We start from the raw sequence: 18,014 nt of genomic DNA, 5'->3' as shown, positions 1-18,014 counted from the left end.
GTAATCTTTGCAATCAGCGGAATCCTATAAATCCGTGATTCAGACAAGAAACAGCTCTGTTATTTTAGACTTATCACGTACTTTGCCTTTTCTAATCTTACCATAGCCAGACATGAAGAACCGTTACTTTTTCCTCCACTATACGTTACCCATTGCTTTTGCCCTACTTACAGCTCCGGCTATTGCCCAAAACAGCAAATTAGCAGCCAGAGCCACTGCCATGGCCGACAAACTGGAACCAAAAATGTTGGAGTGGCGGCGCGATTTCCATCAGCATCCGGAGCTGGCCAACCGCGAAACCAGAACAGCCGAAAAAATAGCGCAACACCTGCGGGCACTAGGGCTGGAGGTGCAGACGGGAGTGGCACATACGGGTGTGGTCGGTATTTTAAAAGGAGGCAAGCCGGGACCGGTAGTCGCGCTTCGGGCCGATATGGATGCCCTGCCGGTAACAGAGCGGGTAGATGTGCCCTTCGCTTCGAAGGAGCGCACGACTTTTAACGGGCAGGAAGTGGGCGTCATGCATGCCTGCGGTCACGATGCCCACGTGGCCATGCTTATGGCAGCCGCAGAAGTACTCGCCAGTATGAAAGCTGACCTTTCCGGTACAGTAAAGTTTATTTTTCAGCCGGCAGAAGAAGGTGCTCCTTTAGGTGAAGAAGGCGGTGCCTCGCTGATGGTGAAGGAGGGAGTGCTGAGCAAAGGACCAAAGCCGGAAGTAATTTTCGGGTTGCACATGAACTCGCAGGCAGAAACGGGGCAGCTGCTCTACCGGCCGGGAGGCGTTATGGCCAGTGCCGACAACTTCCAGATAAAAGTAAAAGGCAAGCAGGTGCACGGTGCCAACCCCTGGGATGGCGTGGACCCGGTAACCATATCGGCGCAGATCGTGACCGCGCTGCAAACCATCGTGAGCCGCCAGGTGCAGCTAACCGAAGATGCCGCCGTTATCAGCATAGGTCGGATACAGGGCGGCGTGCGCAGCAACATTATTCCGGAGGAGGTGCTGCTGGAGGGTACCATTCGCGCCTTTAACCCCGCCATGCAACAGCAGCTCCACGACAAAATTACCCTGACTGCCACCAAAATTGCCGAAAGTGCCGGAGCCACAGCAGAAGTTAGCATCCAGAAGATGGCACCCGTTACCTACAACGACCCGGCCTTAACAGAGCGGATGCTGCCGGTGCTGCAAGCCGTAGCCGGCCTCAAAAAGGCAGTACCCATGAAAGCCGTAACCATTGCCGAAGATTTTGCCTTTTATCAGCAGCAGATTCCGGGGTTGTTTGTTTTTCTGGGAGGTATGCCCAAAGGCCAGGACCCTAAAACCGCTCCAGCCCACCACACCCCCGACTTTTTCATAGACGAGAGCAGCCTGAAAACCGGCGTAAAAGCTCTCACCAGCCTTACGCTGGCGTATATGGAGGGGAAGGGGAAGAAGTGAGGTGTGGTTTTCTCAACTAAAACTATGTGCCTACAAAGATTAATGTTGAGTAGACCCTTGGCAAATTTCAGTTAAAAAATCTTCTGAAGGGTATTTTTATTTGAATAATTGCGCCTTTACTCTGTAGAACCAGGCACTTACTAAAGTTGCTCCAAAGACGCTCGCAGCGTCTTCCAGACCTGCGAGCGTCTTCCAGACCTGCGAGCGTCTTCCGGAATAGCTACGGCTTTTAATTTTCTTTACTACTCTTTTTCCTGGTGCTGCCAGGTTTAAGTTGCTGACTGCTCAGGCAAATTATTTAAATGAATTTGGCCTTCCGAAGCCTTTGGGGAGGTTTTAGGCTCAAGGGTACAAGAGGTCAGACTTTTTTAGAAACCGGTTTCAAGCTTTCTTCTGCTTGTTTTGGTGCAGACACTCGCAGGAGCTGCACACGCTGCGAGGTTTTTCCGGCTCTTCTTAAAATCAGCCATTTAACAATCTAACCATTTAGCCTTCCAGCCACCAGCAATCATTCTAATGAATATGCCCTTCTAAAGGTTATGAGCCAAAAAATGCTTCAGGGCGTTTATAAGAAAATCTCATCTTAGCCAATAGAGCCACCTCATGCCAAAGCCGAACATCCTGCTTCTCCTATTCTCCTTTAAATCCTGGTTCAGACAGAATAATCTACAGCCTATCATCTATCATCTAAAGAACAGCTTACCAGTTCTGCTCCGGTAACCTTCGCTGCTGATGCTATAGGTATAAAGGCCAGTGCTGAGGTCTGATTTTCTTAAAACCTTGTTCTTGCCAGGCTGCAGTAGCTGCTCCTGCACAAGCCGGCCATCGAGGGCATAGAGCCTGAAAACAGCACCTGCGGCAGCGGGAGCCTCAATCATAAAATGGCGGCCGGCCGGGTTGGGGTAGAGCAGGTGCGCCAGCTCGGGGAGCAGGTCGGGCAGCGAGGTCGAAAGCTGGTCGGCGATGAGCAGGTACACAAATTCGCGTTTGTAAGCAGTGGTGGTGTTGCCTGAAGAACTTAGTTCGCCTCTGATGCTCAGGGCATAAGGCCAGCCTCTTCGGAGAGAATTGTCTGGTGTAAAAATAATTTCCTTCACAATACCATCTGCCGAGTCGCGCTCGATCACCTGCAGAGAACTCTGGTTGACCAGGTGTGGCTCCTGCAGTTCAGTTACCGGGTTTAAAACCTGTAGTGTTTGCTGCGTGGGGTTCCGAACAAAGAAGCTGAGCTTTAGAGGCGATTCGGGTTTAGCCAAAATATACAGACCTGTGGCGGTAATTAGCCGGTTCTGGTTTGTAAGCGTAAAATCCGGAGCTTCTGCTGCATTGCGCACCAATACCTGCAGGTCGTTTATGCTGGTGCTCACCAGGCGTCTGTTCCGGTAAGCTTTCACCTCCACGGCAAAAGCATACTCGCCTCGCGTGCTTGGGTTTGGCCAGTTAATTTCACCAAATTGGTTAACAGATATACCCGATGGCAGCGTGTAGCCTGGTACTGCCTGACCAGTACCGGTGGTTCCCATTCTGTAGGGACTGGTGAGGGTATACACCAGGCTGTCGCCATCGGCATCGTAGGCTTGCAGGTTGTATTTAAAAGGAGTGCCCACATAAGCTTCGGAGCTGGAAGGGTTTAAAAAGCTGATGCCATGCCTGTCCGGGTTCAGGGCGCTAACTGTAACGGTGGTGCGGAGCAAAAGAGAATGCTGATCAGATGGCTGCGCAACATTAATAATGCTGCTGTTACGATTTATTCCTGTCCAGGTAACAGTGTAGGTGCCATCGGCAGGGTAGGAGGTGCTCCAGGTGTAACTCGTCCTGCTGATATTATCGCCAAGGTCTGTATCTTCTTGCTTGGATACCTCTACCTGCTGCAAACCATCAAAAATAGAAACCTTGTCCCCGATCTGCACGCCACTAACGTCTCTGAAAATCACCATTCTGAAAAGATATTGACGTGGGTTCTGCGAATCGGTGGTATAGGTAATATAACCGCCCCGCAGGTGTGTGGCCTGAGCTGGCGCAAACCACAGGCCGCAAAAGCAAAGCAGCAGGAGAAGCCGGAGCGATAGAAGTTGTTTCATAGAAGTGGCAGTTTGGATTAATTTTTATAAAATTAGCAATATAATCATGAAAAACAAGGTTTAGACTTTAAGTATAAACATGGCTTAAACTTGGTTGCGCTGCTGGTTGTATCTGCGTATTTTTGCATTTTGTTTCCGACCTTCAACCTCTATTCATGAAAAAGCTATACCGGGCCAGTTCCAGCACATGGCTGCTCTTGTTGCTGCTGTTCAGTTGCCAGCCGCGCGCGTGGCAGGCAAGCATTGGCACAGCGCAATCAGATATTTCCGTAGATCATAACCTGCCGGAAGATGGCACTGCCGAAGCTACCATTGCACCTTACCGCGAGAAAGTAACCACCCAGATGTCGGAGGTAATCGGGTATTCGGAGGCAGAGCTTACCAAAGGCGATTACGAGTCGCCACTGGGCAACTTTGTAGTAGACCTGTTGCTGGAAGAGTCGCGTGTGCTGTACGACCAGCCCATCGATCTGGCGGTGGCTACCAACGGAGGGTTCCGGTCGCCGATACCGGCAGGTGAGGTAACCATGGGGAATGCGTTTGAGTTGATGCCTTTCGAGAACGAGATGCTGGTACTCACCCTCGATGGTCCAACCATGCAGGAGCTTTTCGACTTTGCCGCCCGCACCAGAATTGCCCCTATGGCCAACGCCACCTATACCGCCCTGCAAGGCAAAGCAAGCAACATTACCATTGGCGGCAAGGCATTTGACCCGGCAAAACAATACACAGTCGTTACAACAGATTACCTTGCAAACGGTGGCGATAACATGACCATGTTCAGTAAAGCACTGGCATCAGAAAAAGTCGGTATTCTGATGCGCGACCTCATTGTGCTGCACATCCGGAAGCTGACTGCCAGCCAGAAAAAGATAAAACAGGACACCGCGCCACGTGTTACCTTTCATCCCTAACCCACGACCATGGAAAGAAGAAACTTTTTGAAAACAACGGCAGCAGGGGTGGCAGGTATTAGTTTGCTCGGCATTCCGTTCAACACCGAGGCGGCCAGCCAGGAAATAAAACTAACCATACTCCATACCAACGACCAGCATTCCCGCATCGATCCGTTTCCTGATGATGGCCGGCAATATGGCGGCATGGGTGGCATGGCCCGCAGAGCTACGCTTATTTCCGACATTCGGAAGCAGGAGGCTAACGTGCTCCTCTTCGACTCCGGCGATATTTGGCAGGGCACCCCTTATTTTAACTTTTTTGAGGGAGAACTGGAATACAAACTCATGACCCAGATGCGCTACGATGCCGCCACCCTGGGCAACCACGACTTCGACAATGGCCTGGAAGGGCTGCAAAGGCAGTTGCCGCATGCCGGTTTTCCGTTTCTGAGTGCGAACTACGATTTTTCCAACACCATACTTAATGGCCAGTTTAAACCTTACAAGGTATTTGAGAAACAGGGGCTGCGAATCGGGGTGTTTGGTCTGGGTATAAAGCTGGAGGGGCTGGTAGGGAAAAAAAATTACGCCGAAACCCTTTACCTCGACCCGGTGCAGAAGGCGCAGGAAATGGTGCAGGTGCTGCGCGAGCAGGAAAAATGCCACTTGGTGGTATGCCTCTCGCACCTGGGCTACAGTTATGTGGGCGAAAAAATAGACGACCGGAAACTGGCGCAGCGCGTAAGCGGAATAGACCTCGTGCTGGGTGGGCATACCCATACTTTTATGGAGGAGCCAGAAGTGATCAGACACGACAGCGGGCACGACACCATGATTAACCAGGTAGGCTGGTCGGGTCTTTTTTTAGGCCGGATCGACCTCACGTTTCAGAAAAAAACAAAGCGAAAAGTGGGCGTACGCACAGCTGTTCTGGGTGTGGATAACCCTGTATTAACTTCGTAAATAAATAATTTTTTGTTTAGAAATATTTGAGCAAATTTGTAACCCCCCTGCCGATAAAGGAGAGGTTTGTTTCACCAAACGAATCTTGTGAGTTTTGGAAAATTGGATGATTAAAGACTGTACAACTGTGTGGAGCAACTGCCTGCAGGTGATAAAGGAAAACATTGGCGAACAAAGCTTTAAAACTTGGTTCGAGCCAATAAAGCCTATATCGTTGCGCGATAGCGTGCTTACCATACAAGTGCCCAGCCAGTTCTTTTACGAATGGCTGGAGGAGCACTATGTCAGTCTGCTAAAAAAGGTCATCTACCACGAACTTGGCAGCGAAGGCAGATTGGAATATTCTATTATCGTGGATCGGGGTAACGACTCTAACAAGCCACAGACTGTCAACATTCCGACCAAAAAAATTCCACAAGCGGTTGTTAACTCTTACCGGCCTGAGCAAAACTTCATCAAAAGTCCATTCGAGTCTAAGACGATAGACAGGAATTTCCTGAACTCGCAGCTGAACGGGGCCTATACTTTCGAAAATTATATTGAAGGAGACTGTAACCGCCTGGCCCGCTCTGCAGGCTATGCCGTAGCCAACAAGCCTGGTACCACTTCGTTTAACCCCCTGATGGTGTATGGTGGCGTGGGGCTCGGTAAAACGCATTTGGTGCAGGCAATCGGCAACCAGATCAAGAACAGCAACCCCGATAAGTTTGTGCTCTATGTATCTTCTGAGAAGTTCGTAAACCAGTTCATCGAATCTCTGAAGACAAACAACGTGCAGGACTTCGCCAACTTTTACCTGCTCGTAGACATCCTGATCATAGACGATGTGCAGTTCCTGAGCGGGAAGGAGAAAACGCAGGAAATGTTTTTCCACATCTTTAACCACCTGCACCAGTCCGGCAAGCAAATAGTGATGACCTCTGACTGTCCGCCACGCGACCTGAAGGGGCTGGAGGAACGTTTATTGTCGCGCTTTAAATGGGGCCTCACCGCCGACCTGCAAAGCCCGGACTTTGAAACGCGTATGGCCATTATCCAGAAAAAGATGCAGAGCGATGGTATCGATATTCCGGATAATGTGGTGGAGTACCTGGCCTACAGCGTAGATACCAACGTGCGGGAGCTGGAAGGCGTGCTGATCTCGCTTATCGCGCAATCGTCGCTGAACCGCAAGGAAATTGACCTGGAGCTTGCCAAGCAGGCCCTGAAACATATTATTGAAGATGTTGAGACAGAAGTAAACCTCGACTTTATTCAGAAGACCGTGGCCGAGTACTTCCAGGTAAGCCTCGATTCGCTGAAAGCCAAAACCCGTAAAAAGGAAATCGTGACGGCGCGGCAGGTTGCCATGTACTTTGCCAAAGAATTTACCAGCCACTCTCTCAAATCCATCGGTTACCACTTCGGCGGCCGCGACCACAGTACCGTTATCCACTCGGTGCAAACGGTGTCTGATATGATCGATACCGACAAAAAATTCAAAGCCAGTATTCAGGAACTGCAAAAGAAATTCAAATCGAAGGCAGGATAGGGCTTTTGATTTGAAATTAAAAATTCAAAATCAGAATTTAGCCTTGAGTAAAATTAGCCTGAAATCTTTCTGGAGGCCGTTTTCATTAGAATAATTTGTTGTGATTATTGTTTGGCCGATTTAAAATCCGCTGTTCGTAGTTTCCGACTACGCATTTTTTATAGTTGGTAGTCGCTTTATCATTCTCCCGCTTTTGTGTCAGCCACTGCCTGTTGGTATCATTGCTCCTTATTATCTCTTATCGCAATCATTAATGGTGCTCGCCCATAAGATCTTTCCAAGAAGACAAAAAATAAATTTAGTTATAGAAAGAGCGTAGTCGGAAACTATGCACAGCGATTCAATTTTGGCGCTGGAAACAAGACTCTGTACATTCTTGCATTTTGTAAATTCTGATTCAGCCAAAATACAAACCTGCCAAAAAAACAGCAGCCTCTGATTCTTGGGAGAGTCAGAGGCTGCTGTTTTCTTAATTTGGCGAAGCCATTCTATTTAGAATCCAGGGTGCTCATTTCGAACTGATGTTTTGCGGCTAGCTCCTGTATTTTGTCTTTCAGGCGTCTTATGTCGCGCTTCTTGCGGACTTGCCGCAGGTTCAGGAGCAGTTCAGAACCATCGCGCTCCTGTATCAGCATAGAACGCTGCGCTAGCTGAATCGCCTTAATTTGCGGTATAGTCGCCAATTCCTTTTTCCGGAATACGCCCTCTTTGTGCACAATGTACTCCGAGGTTACCTCAATATACGACTGAACGCCAAACACTGAGGTGTTCTGGAGCACCACGTACACCAGGAACGAAAGCGCTGCAAATAAAAAGACATAGTACAGTAGTGTGCTCTCACTAAATGGGTCTCGTTGCGCCAATATGTACACGGCCCAGCCCAGCCAAAAAAGCGCCAGCGTAAACTGAACCATAAAAGAAAGCAAGGCATTTCTGGTTGGGCTTAGCTGCACGATTAAAGAAGATCTGGCATTGTTACTGGTAGGCGACATAGAGGTTATATGAGGTAAAACATAAGCGAAAATCGCTGACTTGGCTGCAATATAGCGATTTTACGCTTTTAAAGAAGCTTTCAATGTCATCTCTGGTACAGCAGAGAGCACCTTAGAGATAGGGCAGCCCGCTTTGGCTTCCTGCGCAAGCTGCTGAAAATCTTCTTCTGAGATGCCGGGAATGCTGGCTTCGGTGGTGAGCTCGATTTTCATGATGTGCGGACCACCATCTTTTTCGCCCAGATACACTTTGGCATCTGTTTGAACATACTCCGGGCTAAGGCCTTTGTTGCCAGCCAGAGCGCTCAGAAACATAGAGAAACAGCCGGCATGAGCGGCTCCTATCAATTCTTCGGGCGTAGTGCCGCTGGTGCTGTCGCCGAAGCGGGTGTTAAATGTGTAGTTGGCCTCCACGGTGCCGTTTCCTGTTTTTACCTGGCCTGAGCCGTCTTTCAGGCCTTTGCTCCATTTGGCTGATGCTCTGTGTGCTTTCATAATTTTAGATTGATTTTTATAAAGTGTATAACATTATAAGAAGAGCTAAGGTTATGAAAATTATACCGAAATAGAAAGAAAACAGGAGCTTTCCTGATTTTCTTTACGGCCCTTTATGCCATTAGGCTTTATCTGCCTATCTTTACATCAGGACTAACATAAACTTTATGGGTGTAAAAGCATGGTTAAGTAAGGCTTTCGCAGCGTACATACACAAAAAGCATCAGCAGTGGATGCAGCATCCGGTTGAAGCTCAGAAAGCTGTATTTGATCATATTCTGGCCAAAGCACAGTCTACCGACTTTGGACGCGACCACAAGTTTGCCAGCATAAAGTCGCATGCCGATTTTGTGAAGGCAGTTCCCGTAAAAGATTATGAAGGCCTGAAAAGCTATTTTAACCGCGTAAAAGAAGGGGAGAAAGATGTGCTGTGGCCCGGAAAACCGCTATACCTGGCCAAAACCTCCGGCACCACCTCCGGCACCAAGTACATCCCGATTACCCGCGACTCTATCTCCAACCACATCAACGGTGCCCGCGACTCTTTGCTGGCCTACATCCACGAAACCGGGAAGGCGCAGTTCCTGAACGGCAAGCTTATGTTTTTGTCGGGGAGCCCGGTATTGGAAGAGGTAGGCGGCATTAAAACAGGGCGTTTGTCGGGTATCTCGAACCACCACGTACCCGGCTACCTGCGCACCAACCAGATGCCCAGCTACGACACCAACTGCATAGAAGACTGGGAAACCAAGCTCGACAAGATTATAGACGAAACCATAGACCAGCCGATGTCGCTCATCTCGGGTATTCCGCCCTGGGTGCAGATGTATTTCGACAAGCTGATGAAGCGCACCGGCAAACAGATAAAAGACATTTTCCCGGATTTTTCGCTGTTTGTGTACGGCGGCGTAAACTTTGAGCCCTACCGGCCCAAACTCATGGAGTCGATTGGCAAGCAGATAGATTCTATTGAGCTTTTTCCGGCCTCAGAAGGCTTTTTTGCGTTTCAGAACGAGCAAAACGACAAAGGGCTGCTGCTGCTGCTCAACAGCGGCATTTTCTACGAATTTATCCCTACAGAAGAATATTTTAACGAGAACCCCACCCGCCTCACTATCGGGGAGGTAGAGCTGGGCGTAAATTATGCACTGGTGGTGAGCAGCAATGCCGGCCTCTGGGGCTATTCTATTGGCGATACAGTAAAGTTTACTTCCCTGAAGCCTTACAAAGTAATTGTGAGTGGCCGCATCAAGCATTTTATTTCGGCTTTTGGCGAGCACGTAATAGGCGAGGAAGTAGAGAAAGCGATGCAGCGCACCATTAGCAAGCACCAGGAGGTGGAGCTGTTTGAGTTTACAGTGGCACCTTACGTGAGCCAGAATGAAGGCGAATCGTACCACGAGTGGCTGGTGGAGTTTGCCCGCCAGCCCCACGACCTGAAGGGTTTTGAGCAGGAACTGAACAAGCAGATGCAACAGCTCAACACCTACTACGACGACCTGATAACCGGAAACATTTTGGCCGACCTGAAGGTTACTTCTCTGCCAGCCGGAACCTTTAGAGATTATATGCGCTCACAGGGCAAACTAGGTGGCCAGAACAAGGTACCGCGCCTGAGTAACGACCGGACACTGGCCGACGGGCTGTTGGCAGTGCAGAAGTAAGGCTTTGTGTACACAAGAAAGATGCTGAAAGTAATAAGTTTGGTATTTGTAGGGGGAGTGGTGCTCTACTTTCTGTTTTATCCTTTTCTGAAAAATAAGGTGAATCGGAAGAAAACCTTTAAGTGGTTCATCATCATTTATGTTATAGTTACTGTGGCTTCTACTTTGGGTAATTACTTATTGAAAACGGATCGGGTGGAAAATGAAAAGAAGGTTGTAGAGGATAAGCAGGAGTTGCAAAACAAAAACAGCTGGTATTAAAATTGAGTATCTTTGGGTATAAGACAAGACAATGGCAGAATTTACAGAAAGATACATCAACCCCTTCACTGACTATGGCTTTAAGAAGCTCTTCGGCGAGGAGCCCAACAAAGACCTGCTGCTTGACTTTCTGAATGTGCTTTTAAAAGAAGAACAAGGAGAGATAAAAGACCTGACTTACCTGAAAAGCGAGCATCTGGGAACCGGTGACCTGGACCGTAAAGCTATCTTCGACCTGTATTGCGAAAATGAGCGAGGCGAGAAGTTCATCGTAGAGCTGCAGAAGACCAAGCAGAACTTTTTCAAAGACCGCACCGTCTACTACTCCACCTTCCCCATAAGAGAGCAGGCCAAACGGGCCGACTGGAACTACGAGCTGAAAGCCGTCTATACCATTGCCATTCTTGACTTCGTGTTTGACGAGGGCAAAAGCGATACTGCCAAGTTCCGCTACGATATAAAATTGACGGATACGGAAACCAAGGAGGTGTTTTACAACAAGCTCACCTTCATCTACCTGGAGATGCCCAAGTTCAACAAGGCTGTGGAGGAGCTGGAGAGCAGGTTTGACAAGTGGCTCTACGTGATCCGGAACCTGAACCGGTTAGATAAAAGGCCGGAAAAATTAAGGGAACGCGTCTTTGAAAAGCTGTTCGAGACCGCCGAGATAGCCAGGTTCACCCCAGACCAGGTACGCTCGTACGAAGACAGCCTGAAATATTACCGCGACCTGAAGAACTCCCTGGATACGGCAAGAGAAGAAGGTTTGCTAGAGGGAATAGAAAAAGGCATAGAGGAAGGGATAGAGAAAGAAAAGCATGCCGTAGCTAGTGTCATGATACAGGAGCATGAGCCAATCGAAAGGATTATTCTGTTTACAGGTTTATCACGTGAACAAATTGAAGCATTAAAAAAACAAACGAGGGGTAACTCATTAGAATAATTCGTTTCTGCAGCCAAACTGCTACAGGAACGATCGCCATTTAGAGAAACAGATTTTGAGAAAAAGAATCGCCATACTGGGTTCTACCGGCTCCATCGGCACGCAGGCGCTGGAGGTGATAGCGGCAAACCCCGACAGCTTTGAGCTGGAAGTAATTACGGCACACAACAACGCAGACCTGCTAATAGCACAGGCACTAGCCTTTAAACCAAACGCCATCGTTATCTGCAACGAAGCCTATTACGAAAAGGTACGCGATGCCCTGAAGCAGGAAGACGTAAAAGTTTATGCCGGAGCTAATGCCCTGAACTCGGTCGTAGAAATGAGTACTGTCGACATGGTGCTGACGGCGATGGTGGGTTATGCCGGTCTGCAGCCTACTATTAAGGCCATAGAGGCTGGTAAAGAAATTGCGCTGGCCAACAAAGAAACGTTGGTAGTGGCAGGGCAGCTGATTACAGAGCTGGCAAGGAAGAAGGGTGTGAACATTTACCCCGTAGACTCGGAGCACAGCGCTATTTTTCAGTGCCTGGCCGGTGAGTTTCATAACCCCATCGAGAAGATCATTCTCACTGCCTCCGGTGGCCCCTTCCGTGGCAAAGACACCGCCTACCTCCGCACCGTTACCAAAGCGCAGGCCCTGAAACACCCGAACTGGGACATGGGCGCTAAAATTACCATCGACTCGGCCTCGCTCATGAACAAAGGCTTGGAAGTGATAGAGGCAAAGTGGCTGTTCGGACTCCGCTACGACCAGATAGAGGTGGTGGTGCACCCGCAGTCTATTGTGCACTCGCTGGTGCAGTTCCAGGATGGCTCCATAAAAGCCCAGCTCGGATTGCCCGACATGAAACTGCCTATCCAGTATGCGCTTGGTTACCCCAACAGACTAAAATCCGATTTTCCGCGTTTCAACTTCCTGAACTACCCGCAGCTCACTTTTGAACAGCCCGACCTCGAAAGCTTCCGGAACCTGCAACTGGCCTACAATGCTATGGAGCAGGGCGGTAACATGCCTTGCATCTTAAACGCTGCCAACGAGGTTGCCGTAAGCGCTTTTCTGCACGAAGAAGTTGGGTTTCTGGAGATGTCTGATATCATAGAAAGTTGTATGGCGAAAGTTGCGTATATTGCGAATCCTTCTTTAGACGACTATGTTCAAACCGATAAAGAAGCCCGTGCACGCTCTCTGGAGCTGGTGAGTAAATAAAAATACATTAAGTAAAGGTTAGGCAGGGTTTCTGCCGTTTTAAAAAAGCATACTTTTTAAATTTTATCAATGGATATTTTAATAATGGCAGGCCAGCTCATCTTGGGCTTGACAATTCTGGTTGGTCTGCACGAGTTGGGCCACATGCTGGCTGCTAAATGGTTCGGGATGCGCGTTGAGAAATATGCCATAGGCTTCCCGCCGAAAGTGCTGAGTAAGAAAATAGGTGAAACAGAATACATGCTCGGGTTAATTCCACTGGGCGGTTTCGTGAAAATATCGGGCATGGTAGATGAGTCTTTAGACACTGAAACCCTGAAGCAGGAGCCGCAGCCCTGGGAGTTTCGGGCCAAACCAGCCTGGCAGCGCCTGATCGTGATGATGGGTGGTATCATCGTAAATGTTATTACAGGTATTGTTATTTACGTGGCCCTTACCTATAACTACGGCGAAAGCTACCTGCCAGCATCTCAGGCCAAATTTGGTGTGGTAGCTAACGAAATAGGCCGGGAAATCGGCTTCCAGACCGGCGACAAAATTGTGGCCGTGAATGGCAAAGAGCTGGAGAAGTTTGAAGATGTGTACTCGATGGATATGCTCCTTGGCCGCGATGCCTACTATACCGTAGATCGCAACGGCCAGCGCATCGACCTGAAAGTGCCAGCCGACCTGATGGATAAAGTAGCCGACAACAAAGAGCGCATGCTGTTTGTGCAGCCACGTGTTCCTTTTGAGGTAGGCGAGGTAATTTCGAACAGCGCCGCAGCCAAGGCAGGCATACAGAAAGGCGATGTGTTTAAGAAAATCGCAGGTGAAAATGTAACATTCTTTAACGAACTACAGGAGGCGCTGCAAAAGAATTCCGGCAAAAAAGTGCCGATAGAAGTTGAGCGGGAAGGCAAAATTCAGCCGCTGACTGCTCAGGTAAACGAAGATGGCACACTAGGCTTTTACCACAAGCCGCTGCTGGAGTACGCTACCCGCGACTACAGCCTCGGCGAAGCTATACCGGCCGGTACTAACCAGGCCTTTGGTGTTATTACGGCTAACCTGAAAGGTTTCGGCAAGATTTTCCGTGGCGAGGTGTCGGCTTCTAAATCGTTAAGCGGCCCGATTGGCATTGCCCAGATCTTTGGCGATACGTTTAACTGGTACAAATTCTGGTCGATTGTAGGCATGTTGTCTATGGTATTAGCGTTTATGAACTTCTTGCCGATACCTGCGCTAGATGGTGGGCATGTAGCATTTTTAACATACGAAATTGTGTCGGGACGTAAACCATCTGATAACTTTTTGGAGAATGCCCAGAAAGTGGGAATGGTGATATTGCTCGGCTTAATGGCTTTTGCTATCTTTAACGATGTGTTTAAGATGATCTTCTAAAAAGATTTGCTGATGAGAGCTATTACAACGTTTGCCCTGTTAATTTTTACTTTTTTAGTTTTTGTATCTACAAGTTCAGAGGCGGCTCCAGTAGCTTTAGGTGCCGCCAACGTGCAGCAAGCGGCTGTGTCTGATAGTGTGTATGTAGTGCAGCAGGGCGATACGTATTATAGTCTTTCACGGAGGTTTAACATTCCGCTTGACTCGCTGCAGCAGTGGAACGAGAACAAGCTGCAGATCGGGCAAACACTTTACCTGACCTCCAGAGTAGCGGCTACACAGAAAAAAGCTGGGTCAGGGGATAATAGCCAAAATCAAACTGTCCCAGCGCCGGCTACAGGTGACCGTGCCACCAGCCAGTACACAACCGGAGCAGGCGTAAACAGTACTACCGCTTCGGCCTCACCAGCCCCTGCAGCCACCAAAACCAAAAGCCGGATTATGGTGATCCCTTTCGACCCTTACCTGTACTTTTCGGATGCCGATGATGAGATTGCACAAAAATCGCGGATACCGCGTCCGAACATCCGGTATGCCTTCCGGAACCGCCTCGATGCCTTGATGGCGAGCCGCGAGTACGAAACCATACACCTGCTCGGCGATGTATACCGCGACAGTGTAAATGAAATGAGCAGTGTCTACAAATCGTTGCACTACAGCTATCAGGACAACAAACAGTCGAAGTACAACAGGCAGCCTGCGGTGAATACAAACGACAAGCAATCGCCAACAGACTGGCTTAAGAAGCAGAAAGAGAAGATAACCAACAAAGAAGCAGGACCTACACCGGTAGCCAAAGATCAGAGCAAGCACTACGGCGTTACGGTAAAAGATGCTTCTTTCTTTGATCGCTACAACAGCGCCTACGATATCGATTACTATGTTTTCATAAACCAGTTTGAGGTAAAAACAATTTACGAGAATTGCCTGGACAGGGCGGCACAAAACTATCAGCGTGATTTTTTGGTTCACTATTCGATCTACGACAGCTCCGGGAAACTGATATCGGGTAACAAGGTAAATGTGCCTTACGAATCAAATATAAACGATGTACAACGCATTGTGAGTGATACCATGCCCAGCATGGCCCGGCGTGTGATGGCAGATCTGCCACCAGCCGAATAATTAATATGAAGTTATTTCGCACTCTGTTTTTCCTTTTTTCCTTGCTGCTGAGCTTGCAAACTTCAGCACATGATTACCATGCCAGCATAACCGATATTTCCTATAACCCCAAGACGCAGCGCCTGGAGGTAGCCATAAAAGTGTTTATGGACGACCTGGAAGATGCTCTCTCCAAAAAAACGAAGGGCAAGATTGTTTATAGCAAGGCAGCGCATGTGCAGCAGCACCTGCAGGCATACCTGCAACAGCACCTGGTGTTTGAGCAGGAAAAAGGAAAACCATTGCAGCACCATTTCCTGGGGTCAGAAGCAGAGACAGATGCTGTATGGGCTTATGTGGAGGTGCCTGTTCAGCATGCGACCCTGCCACTTCTGGTGCACAACACTGTGTTAATGGAGCTGTTCAACGACCAGATGAACATAGTCAATATCAACTCCAAAGGCAAAACCAACAGTTTGCTTTTTCAGAAAAACGACCGCCCCAAAAAAGTAAACCTGTAGCAACGGCAGGCCTTTCAAACCCTTGAAACCAAAAGCCTGTTTTTTCTTCTGAAGGGCCTTTTTATTGGAATAATTTATTTGTGCAGTAGTCGTCTCATAACGATTTGTACTCCATCATCTCTCCTTTTGTCATCCCTTTGGGATCTTGTAGGCAAGATCCATCAGCCATGGCAGCTCTTTGTATAAGTGCTGCCATGGCTGTGAGAGTAGGATACTTCCAATTTCAACAAACCGCTCGACATGCTCCTACGAAATACTCCAAACAGTAATCTTTACTTTTTGCACAGGAGGAATTATTCTAATAGAAACAGCCTCCGGAAGGTTTTTTCTGAGAGTTCTGCCAAGGGTCAACTCATCATGTTTTGATGGTAGCGGCACAGGCTATGAGACTTTTTTACTTGTTCTACAAATCAAAAAACTGTGTGTCGTTTTTTTGAAGATGATGCATTTTCTGATACCAATAAGTTCAGAGTCGGTCTAAGTTGGCAGCTTTACTTGTTCAGGACCAAACCATACCCGACGCTGCACTAGCTACCGTATTGCTTGCTAGTTAATTTTTATCAGGATGGCTGAGTAAGAAAGAGACTTAGACCAGAAACTGCAGCCCATGCGGCACCAGTTCTATGTTTAATCTATTTTCTTTGTTTTTCTGTGTGTCATCGTCTATGTGGTAATGGGAACATTCGGTTGTCACCTCAATATTCTTAGCGCGATGCACTTTAAATTGGTCTGAATTTTCAATGCCTCGTAGGCACGCATCCAGGTAGGCAGAGAATTTTTTTCGCTCGTGCTCTTTTACTACTACTACATCGAACCAACCATCGCCTGGGTCGGCTTTCGGTGCAAGGTCCATGTTCGGGCCCGTAAATTTTATGTTCATGATCTCGACCAGCAGGTAATCGTCTTCCAAGTGCTCCTCATCGAGTTGTAGGGTGGCTTTAAAAGAAGAGGCTTTCTCTAAGATTTCCTGCTGATGCTCCAGTGCGTCCTGTAGCTCTTCTTCGCGGCTGTCGAATTCTTCATCATCTTTTTCGCGTTTTTGGATGAGCTTCGGGAAGATACCCAAACCCACGGCCTCCACGAAATATTTCCTGCCTTTTGGCCCATCCAGAATGCCCACATCAAATAGCTTTTTTCTATTTAGATCCCAGCTGGCAATAATTTCGGCAGGTTGGCCTTTTATGCCTAACGTGGTGGCAATGTTGTTGGCAGTGCCTAGTGGCAGCAGCCCGATCGGGATGTCGCGGCCTACCAGGTATTTTGAAATTTTCTGAACGGTGCCATCACCTCCTGCTACTATCACCAACTCGCCCGGAGCATGCAGGTACTGTTCGTAATCGTCTTCTTTGGTGGAGGCGTAGTGAACATCGTAGCCTTTTTTCTTCAGCTCATGTATCAACTCTTCGGGGGTGTATTGCTCAAAGCCGGCTCCCGGATTGTGCAATAAGGTAACACGTGCAGGCATAAAACAGTATCTAGTAAGGATTAACTCGCTCACACATAACGGACAAGTGAAGAAGTTAGTTATCTGAAAACAGCTTTTTAAATAACAGAACAGACTATGCGAATTTTAATAGCAAACGACGACGGAATTTATAGCCCGGGCATTCTGGCTCTTGCCGAGGTGGCTTCGGAATTTGGACAGGTGCGCATTGTGGCCCCTGATGTGGAACAATCTTCGATGGGGCATGCCATTACGGCAACCCGCCCGCTCTCGTACCGGCCCACGCCTATCGGCGATTTTGAGGCGTACCGCGTTAACGGTACTCCGGCAGACTGTGTGGCCATGGGACTTTTTCATTGGGAGCAGCAGGTCGATATTGTGCTGTCGGGTATTAACCTGGGTACAAATTTGGGTAACTCGGCCTGGCACTCAGGCACGTTGGCTGCAGCCAAGCAGGCGGCATTGTTTGGCACCAGAGGCATTGCCTTCAGCACACCCGTTACCCGCGACGAGCCAGATTTTGACCTGATAAAGCCATTTGTGCGCGAAACCCTGGAACTGCTCTTGCCCCAAAACGACCTGACACTGCTCAACGTGAATATTCCGGTTCAGGCCAAAGGCATTAAATGGACACGCCAGTCGCTCCGGCACTACGATGGCAAGGTAGTACCGGGCACCGACCCCATGGGCCGCGAACACTTTTGGTTCACGGTAATACCAGTGGAAGAGACAGAAGACGGTACTGATCGCTGGGCCATGGACCACGGCTACGTTTCTATTACGCCGCTACGCCTGGACCTTACCAATTATGAGGAGCTGGAAAAAGCTATGAAGCGGGGATAACAGAAAAGTAAACCAACCCTATTCTCTGGATCACAGATTAAAAGGTTTTGCTCCTATTTCGCTATCTGGAAAGGTAAGCTATGTTAAGTTGTGAGGTAGGGGTAAAAGCCAGTTAATCTGTGATTCAGCAATTATGCTAATGAAAATGGCCTTCAGAAGGATTTTTGGGAAAATCGGCTCAAGGGTTTGAGAGGTTAAAGCTCATTGCTAAGGCAAACTGATTGCTAATTTGGCACAGCCAT

16 protein-coding genes are annotated in these 18,014 nt (G+C 48.5%); 12 read left to right on the top strand and 4 right to left on the bottom strand.

What is annotated here, in order from left to right; translation table 11 throughout:
* Positions 1-112 precede the first annotated feature (112 nt).
* A complete protein-coding gene (locus FVR03_RS03275) occupies positions 113-1,441 on the top strand; it encodes an amidohydrolase (RefSeq protein ID WP_147920340.1) in 1,329 nt (442 codons plus the stop codon).
* Between the two features lie 683 nt (positions 1,442-2,124).
* Here the strand turns inward: FVR03_RS03275 and FVR03_RS03270 are convergent.
* Positions 2,125-3,522, bottom strand: coding sequence for a T9SS type A sorting domain-containing protein (locus tag FVR03_RS03270; RefSeq protein WP_147920339.1), 1,398 nt, complete (start codon positions 3,520-3,522; stop codon positions 2,125-2,127).
* A 155-nt stretch (positions 3,523-3,677) separates the two neighbouring features.
* Here FVR03_RS03270 and FVR03_RS03265 point away from each other — a divergent pair, with 155 nt between their 5' ends.
* The 3 genes from FVR03_RS03265 (at position 3,678) to dnaA (ending at position 6,912) form a co-directional block, all read left to right on the top strand.
* Positions 3,678-4,436, top strand: a complete 759-nt coding sequence (locus FVR03_RS03265) for a 5'-nucleotidase C-terminal domain-containing protein (protein WP_147920338.1) — start codon at positions 3,678-3,680, stop codon at positions 4,434-4,436.
* Positions 4,437-4,445: 9 nt separating this feature from the next.
* A complete protein-coding gene (locus FVR03_RS03260; protein WP_147920337.1) occupies positions 4,446-5,381 on the top strand; it encodes a bifunctional metallophosphatase/5'-nucleotidase in 936 nt (311 codons plus the stop codon).
* Between the two features lie 106 nt (positions 5,382-5,487).
* Positions 5,488-6,912: a chromosomal replication initiator protein DnaA gene (dnaA, locus tag FVR03_RS03255; protein WP_147920336.1), complete on the top strand. Its 1,425-nt coding sequence runs from the start codon at positions 5,488-5,490 to the stop codon at positions 6,910-6,912.
* Positions 6,913-7,400: 488 nt separating this feature from the next.
* On the opposite strand, the gene FVR03_RS03250 is transcribed toward dnaA, so the two are convergent.
* Both FVR03_RS03250 and FVR03_RS03245 read right to left on the bottom strand, forming a co-directional pair.
* Positions 7,401-7,904: a hypothetical protein gene (locus FVR03_RS03250; protein ID WP_147920335.1), complete on the bottom strand. Its 504-nt coding sequence runs from the start codon at positions 7,902-7,904 to the stop codon at positions 7,401-7,403.
* A 60-nt stretch (positions 7,905-7,964) separates the two neighbouring features.
* Positions 7,965-8,399, bottom strand: a complete 435-nt coding sequence (locus tag FVR03_RS03245; RefSeq protein WP_147920334.1) for an OsmC family peroxiredoxin — start codon at positions 8,397-8,399, stop codon at positions 7,965-7,967.
* 167 nt (positions 8,400-8,566) lie between these two features.
* Between FVR03_RS03245 and FVR03_RS03240 the strand changes: the two genes are divergently transcribed.
* From FVR03_RS03240 to FVR03_RS03210, 7 genes are all read left to right on the top strand, one after another.
* Positions 8,567-10,063, top strand: a complete 1,497-nt coding sequence (locus FVR03_RS03240) for a GH3 auxin-responsive promoter family protein (protein ID WP_147920333.1) — start codon at positions 8,567-8,569, stop codon at positions 10,061-10,063.
* 21 nt (positions 10,064-10,084) lie between these two features.
* Positions 10,085-10,324 (top strand): hypothetical protein, encoded by a 240-nt coding sequence (locus FVR03_RS03235; RefSeq protein ID WP_147920332.1) that lies wholly within the window; start codon positions 10,085-10,087, stop codon positions 10,322-10,324.
* Positions 10,325-10,355: 31 nt separating this feature from the next.
* Entirely contained in the window at positions 10,356-11,267 is a 912-nt protein-coding gene (locus FVR03_RS03230; protein WP_147920331.1) for an Rpn family recombination-promoting nuclease/putative transposase, read from the top strand.
* 52 nt (positions 11,268-11,319) lie between these two features.
* On the top strand, positions 11,320-12,477 hold the full coding sequence (locus FVR03_RS03225; protein ID WP_147920330.1) for a 1-deoxy-D-xylulose-5-phosphate reductoisomerase: 1,158 nt from the start codon (positions 11,320-11,322) through the stop codon (positions 12,475-12,477).
* A gap of 69 nt (positions 12,478-12,546) precedes the next feature.
* On the top strand, positions 12,547-13,860 hold the full coding sequence (gene rseP / locus FVR03_RS03220) for an RIP metalloprotease RseP (RefSeq protein ID WP_147920329.1): 1,314 nt from the start codon (positions 12,547-12,549) through the stop codon (positions 13,858-13,860).
* 12 nt (positions 13,861-13,872) lie between these two features.
* A complete protein-coding gene (locus tag FVR03_RS03215) occupies positions 13,873-14,985 on the top strand; it encodes a LysM peptidoglycan-binding domain-containing protein (protein WP_147920328.1) in 1,113 nt (370 codons plus the stop codon).
* Positions 14,986-15,038: 53 nt separating this feature from the next.
* Positions 15,039-15,485: a DUF6702 family protein gene (locus FVR03_RS03210; protein ID WP_255474038.1), complete on the top strand. Its 447-nt coding sequence runs from the start codon at positions 15,039-15,041 to the stop codon at positions 15,483-15,485.
* Positions 15,486-16,071: 586 nt separating this feature from the next.
* Here the strand turns inward: FVR03_RS03210 and FVR03_RS03205 are convergent.
* Positions 16,072-16,950, bottom strand: coding sequence for a diacylglycerol/lipid kinase family protein (locus FVR03_RS03205; RefSeq protein ID WP_147920326.1), 879 nt, complete (start codon positions 16,948-16,950; stop codon positions 16,072-16,074).
* 96 nt (positions 16,951-17,046) lie between these two features.
* Between FVR03_RS03205 and surE the strand changes: the two genes are divergently transcribed.
* The gene (gene surE, locus FVR03_RS03200; RefSeq protein ID WP_147920325.1) at positions 17,047-17,772 is read left to right on the top strand and encodes a 5'/3'-nucleotidase SurE; all 726 of its coding nucleotides are present in this window, start codon (positions 17,047-17,049) and stop codon (positions 17,770-17,772) included.
* Positions 17,773-18,014: the final 242 nt, after the last annotated feature.

The organism is Pontibacter qinzhouensis (assembly GCF_008017455.1).
Lineage (GTDB): Bacteria > Bacteroidota > Bacteroidia > Cytophagales > Hymenobacteraceae > Pontibacter > Pontibacter qinzhouensis.
The sequence above is the reverse complement of the archived record's forward strand: the minus strand, read 5'-3'. Positions and strand labels throughout refer to the sequence as shown.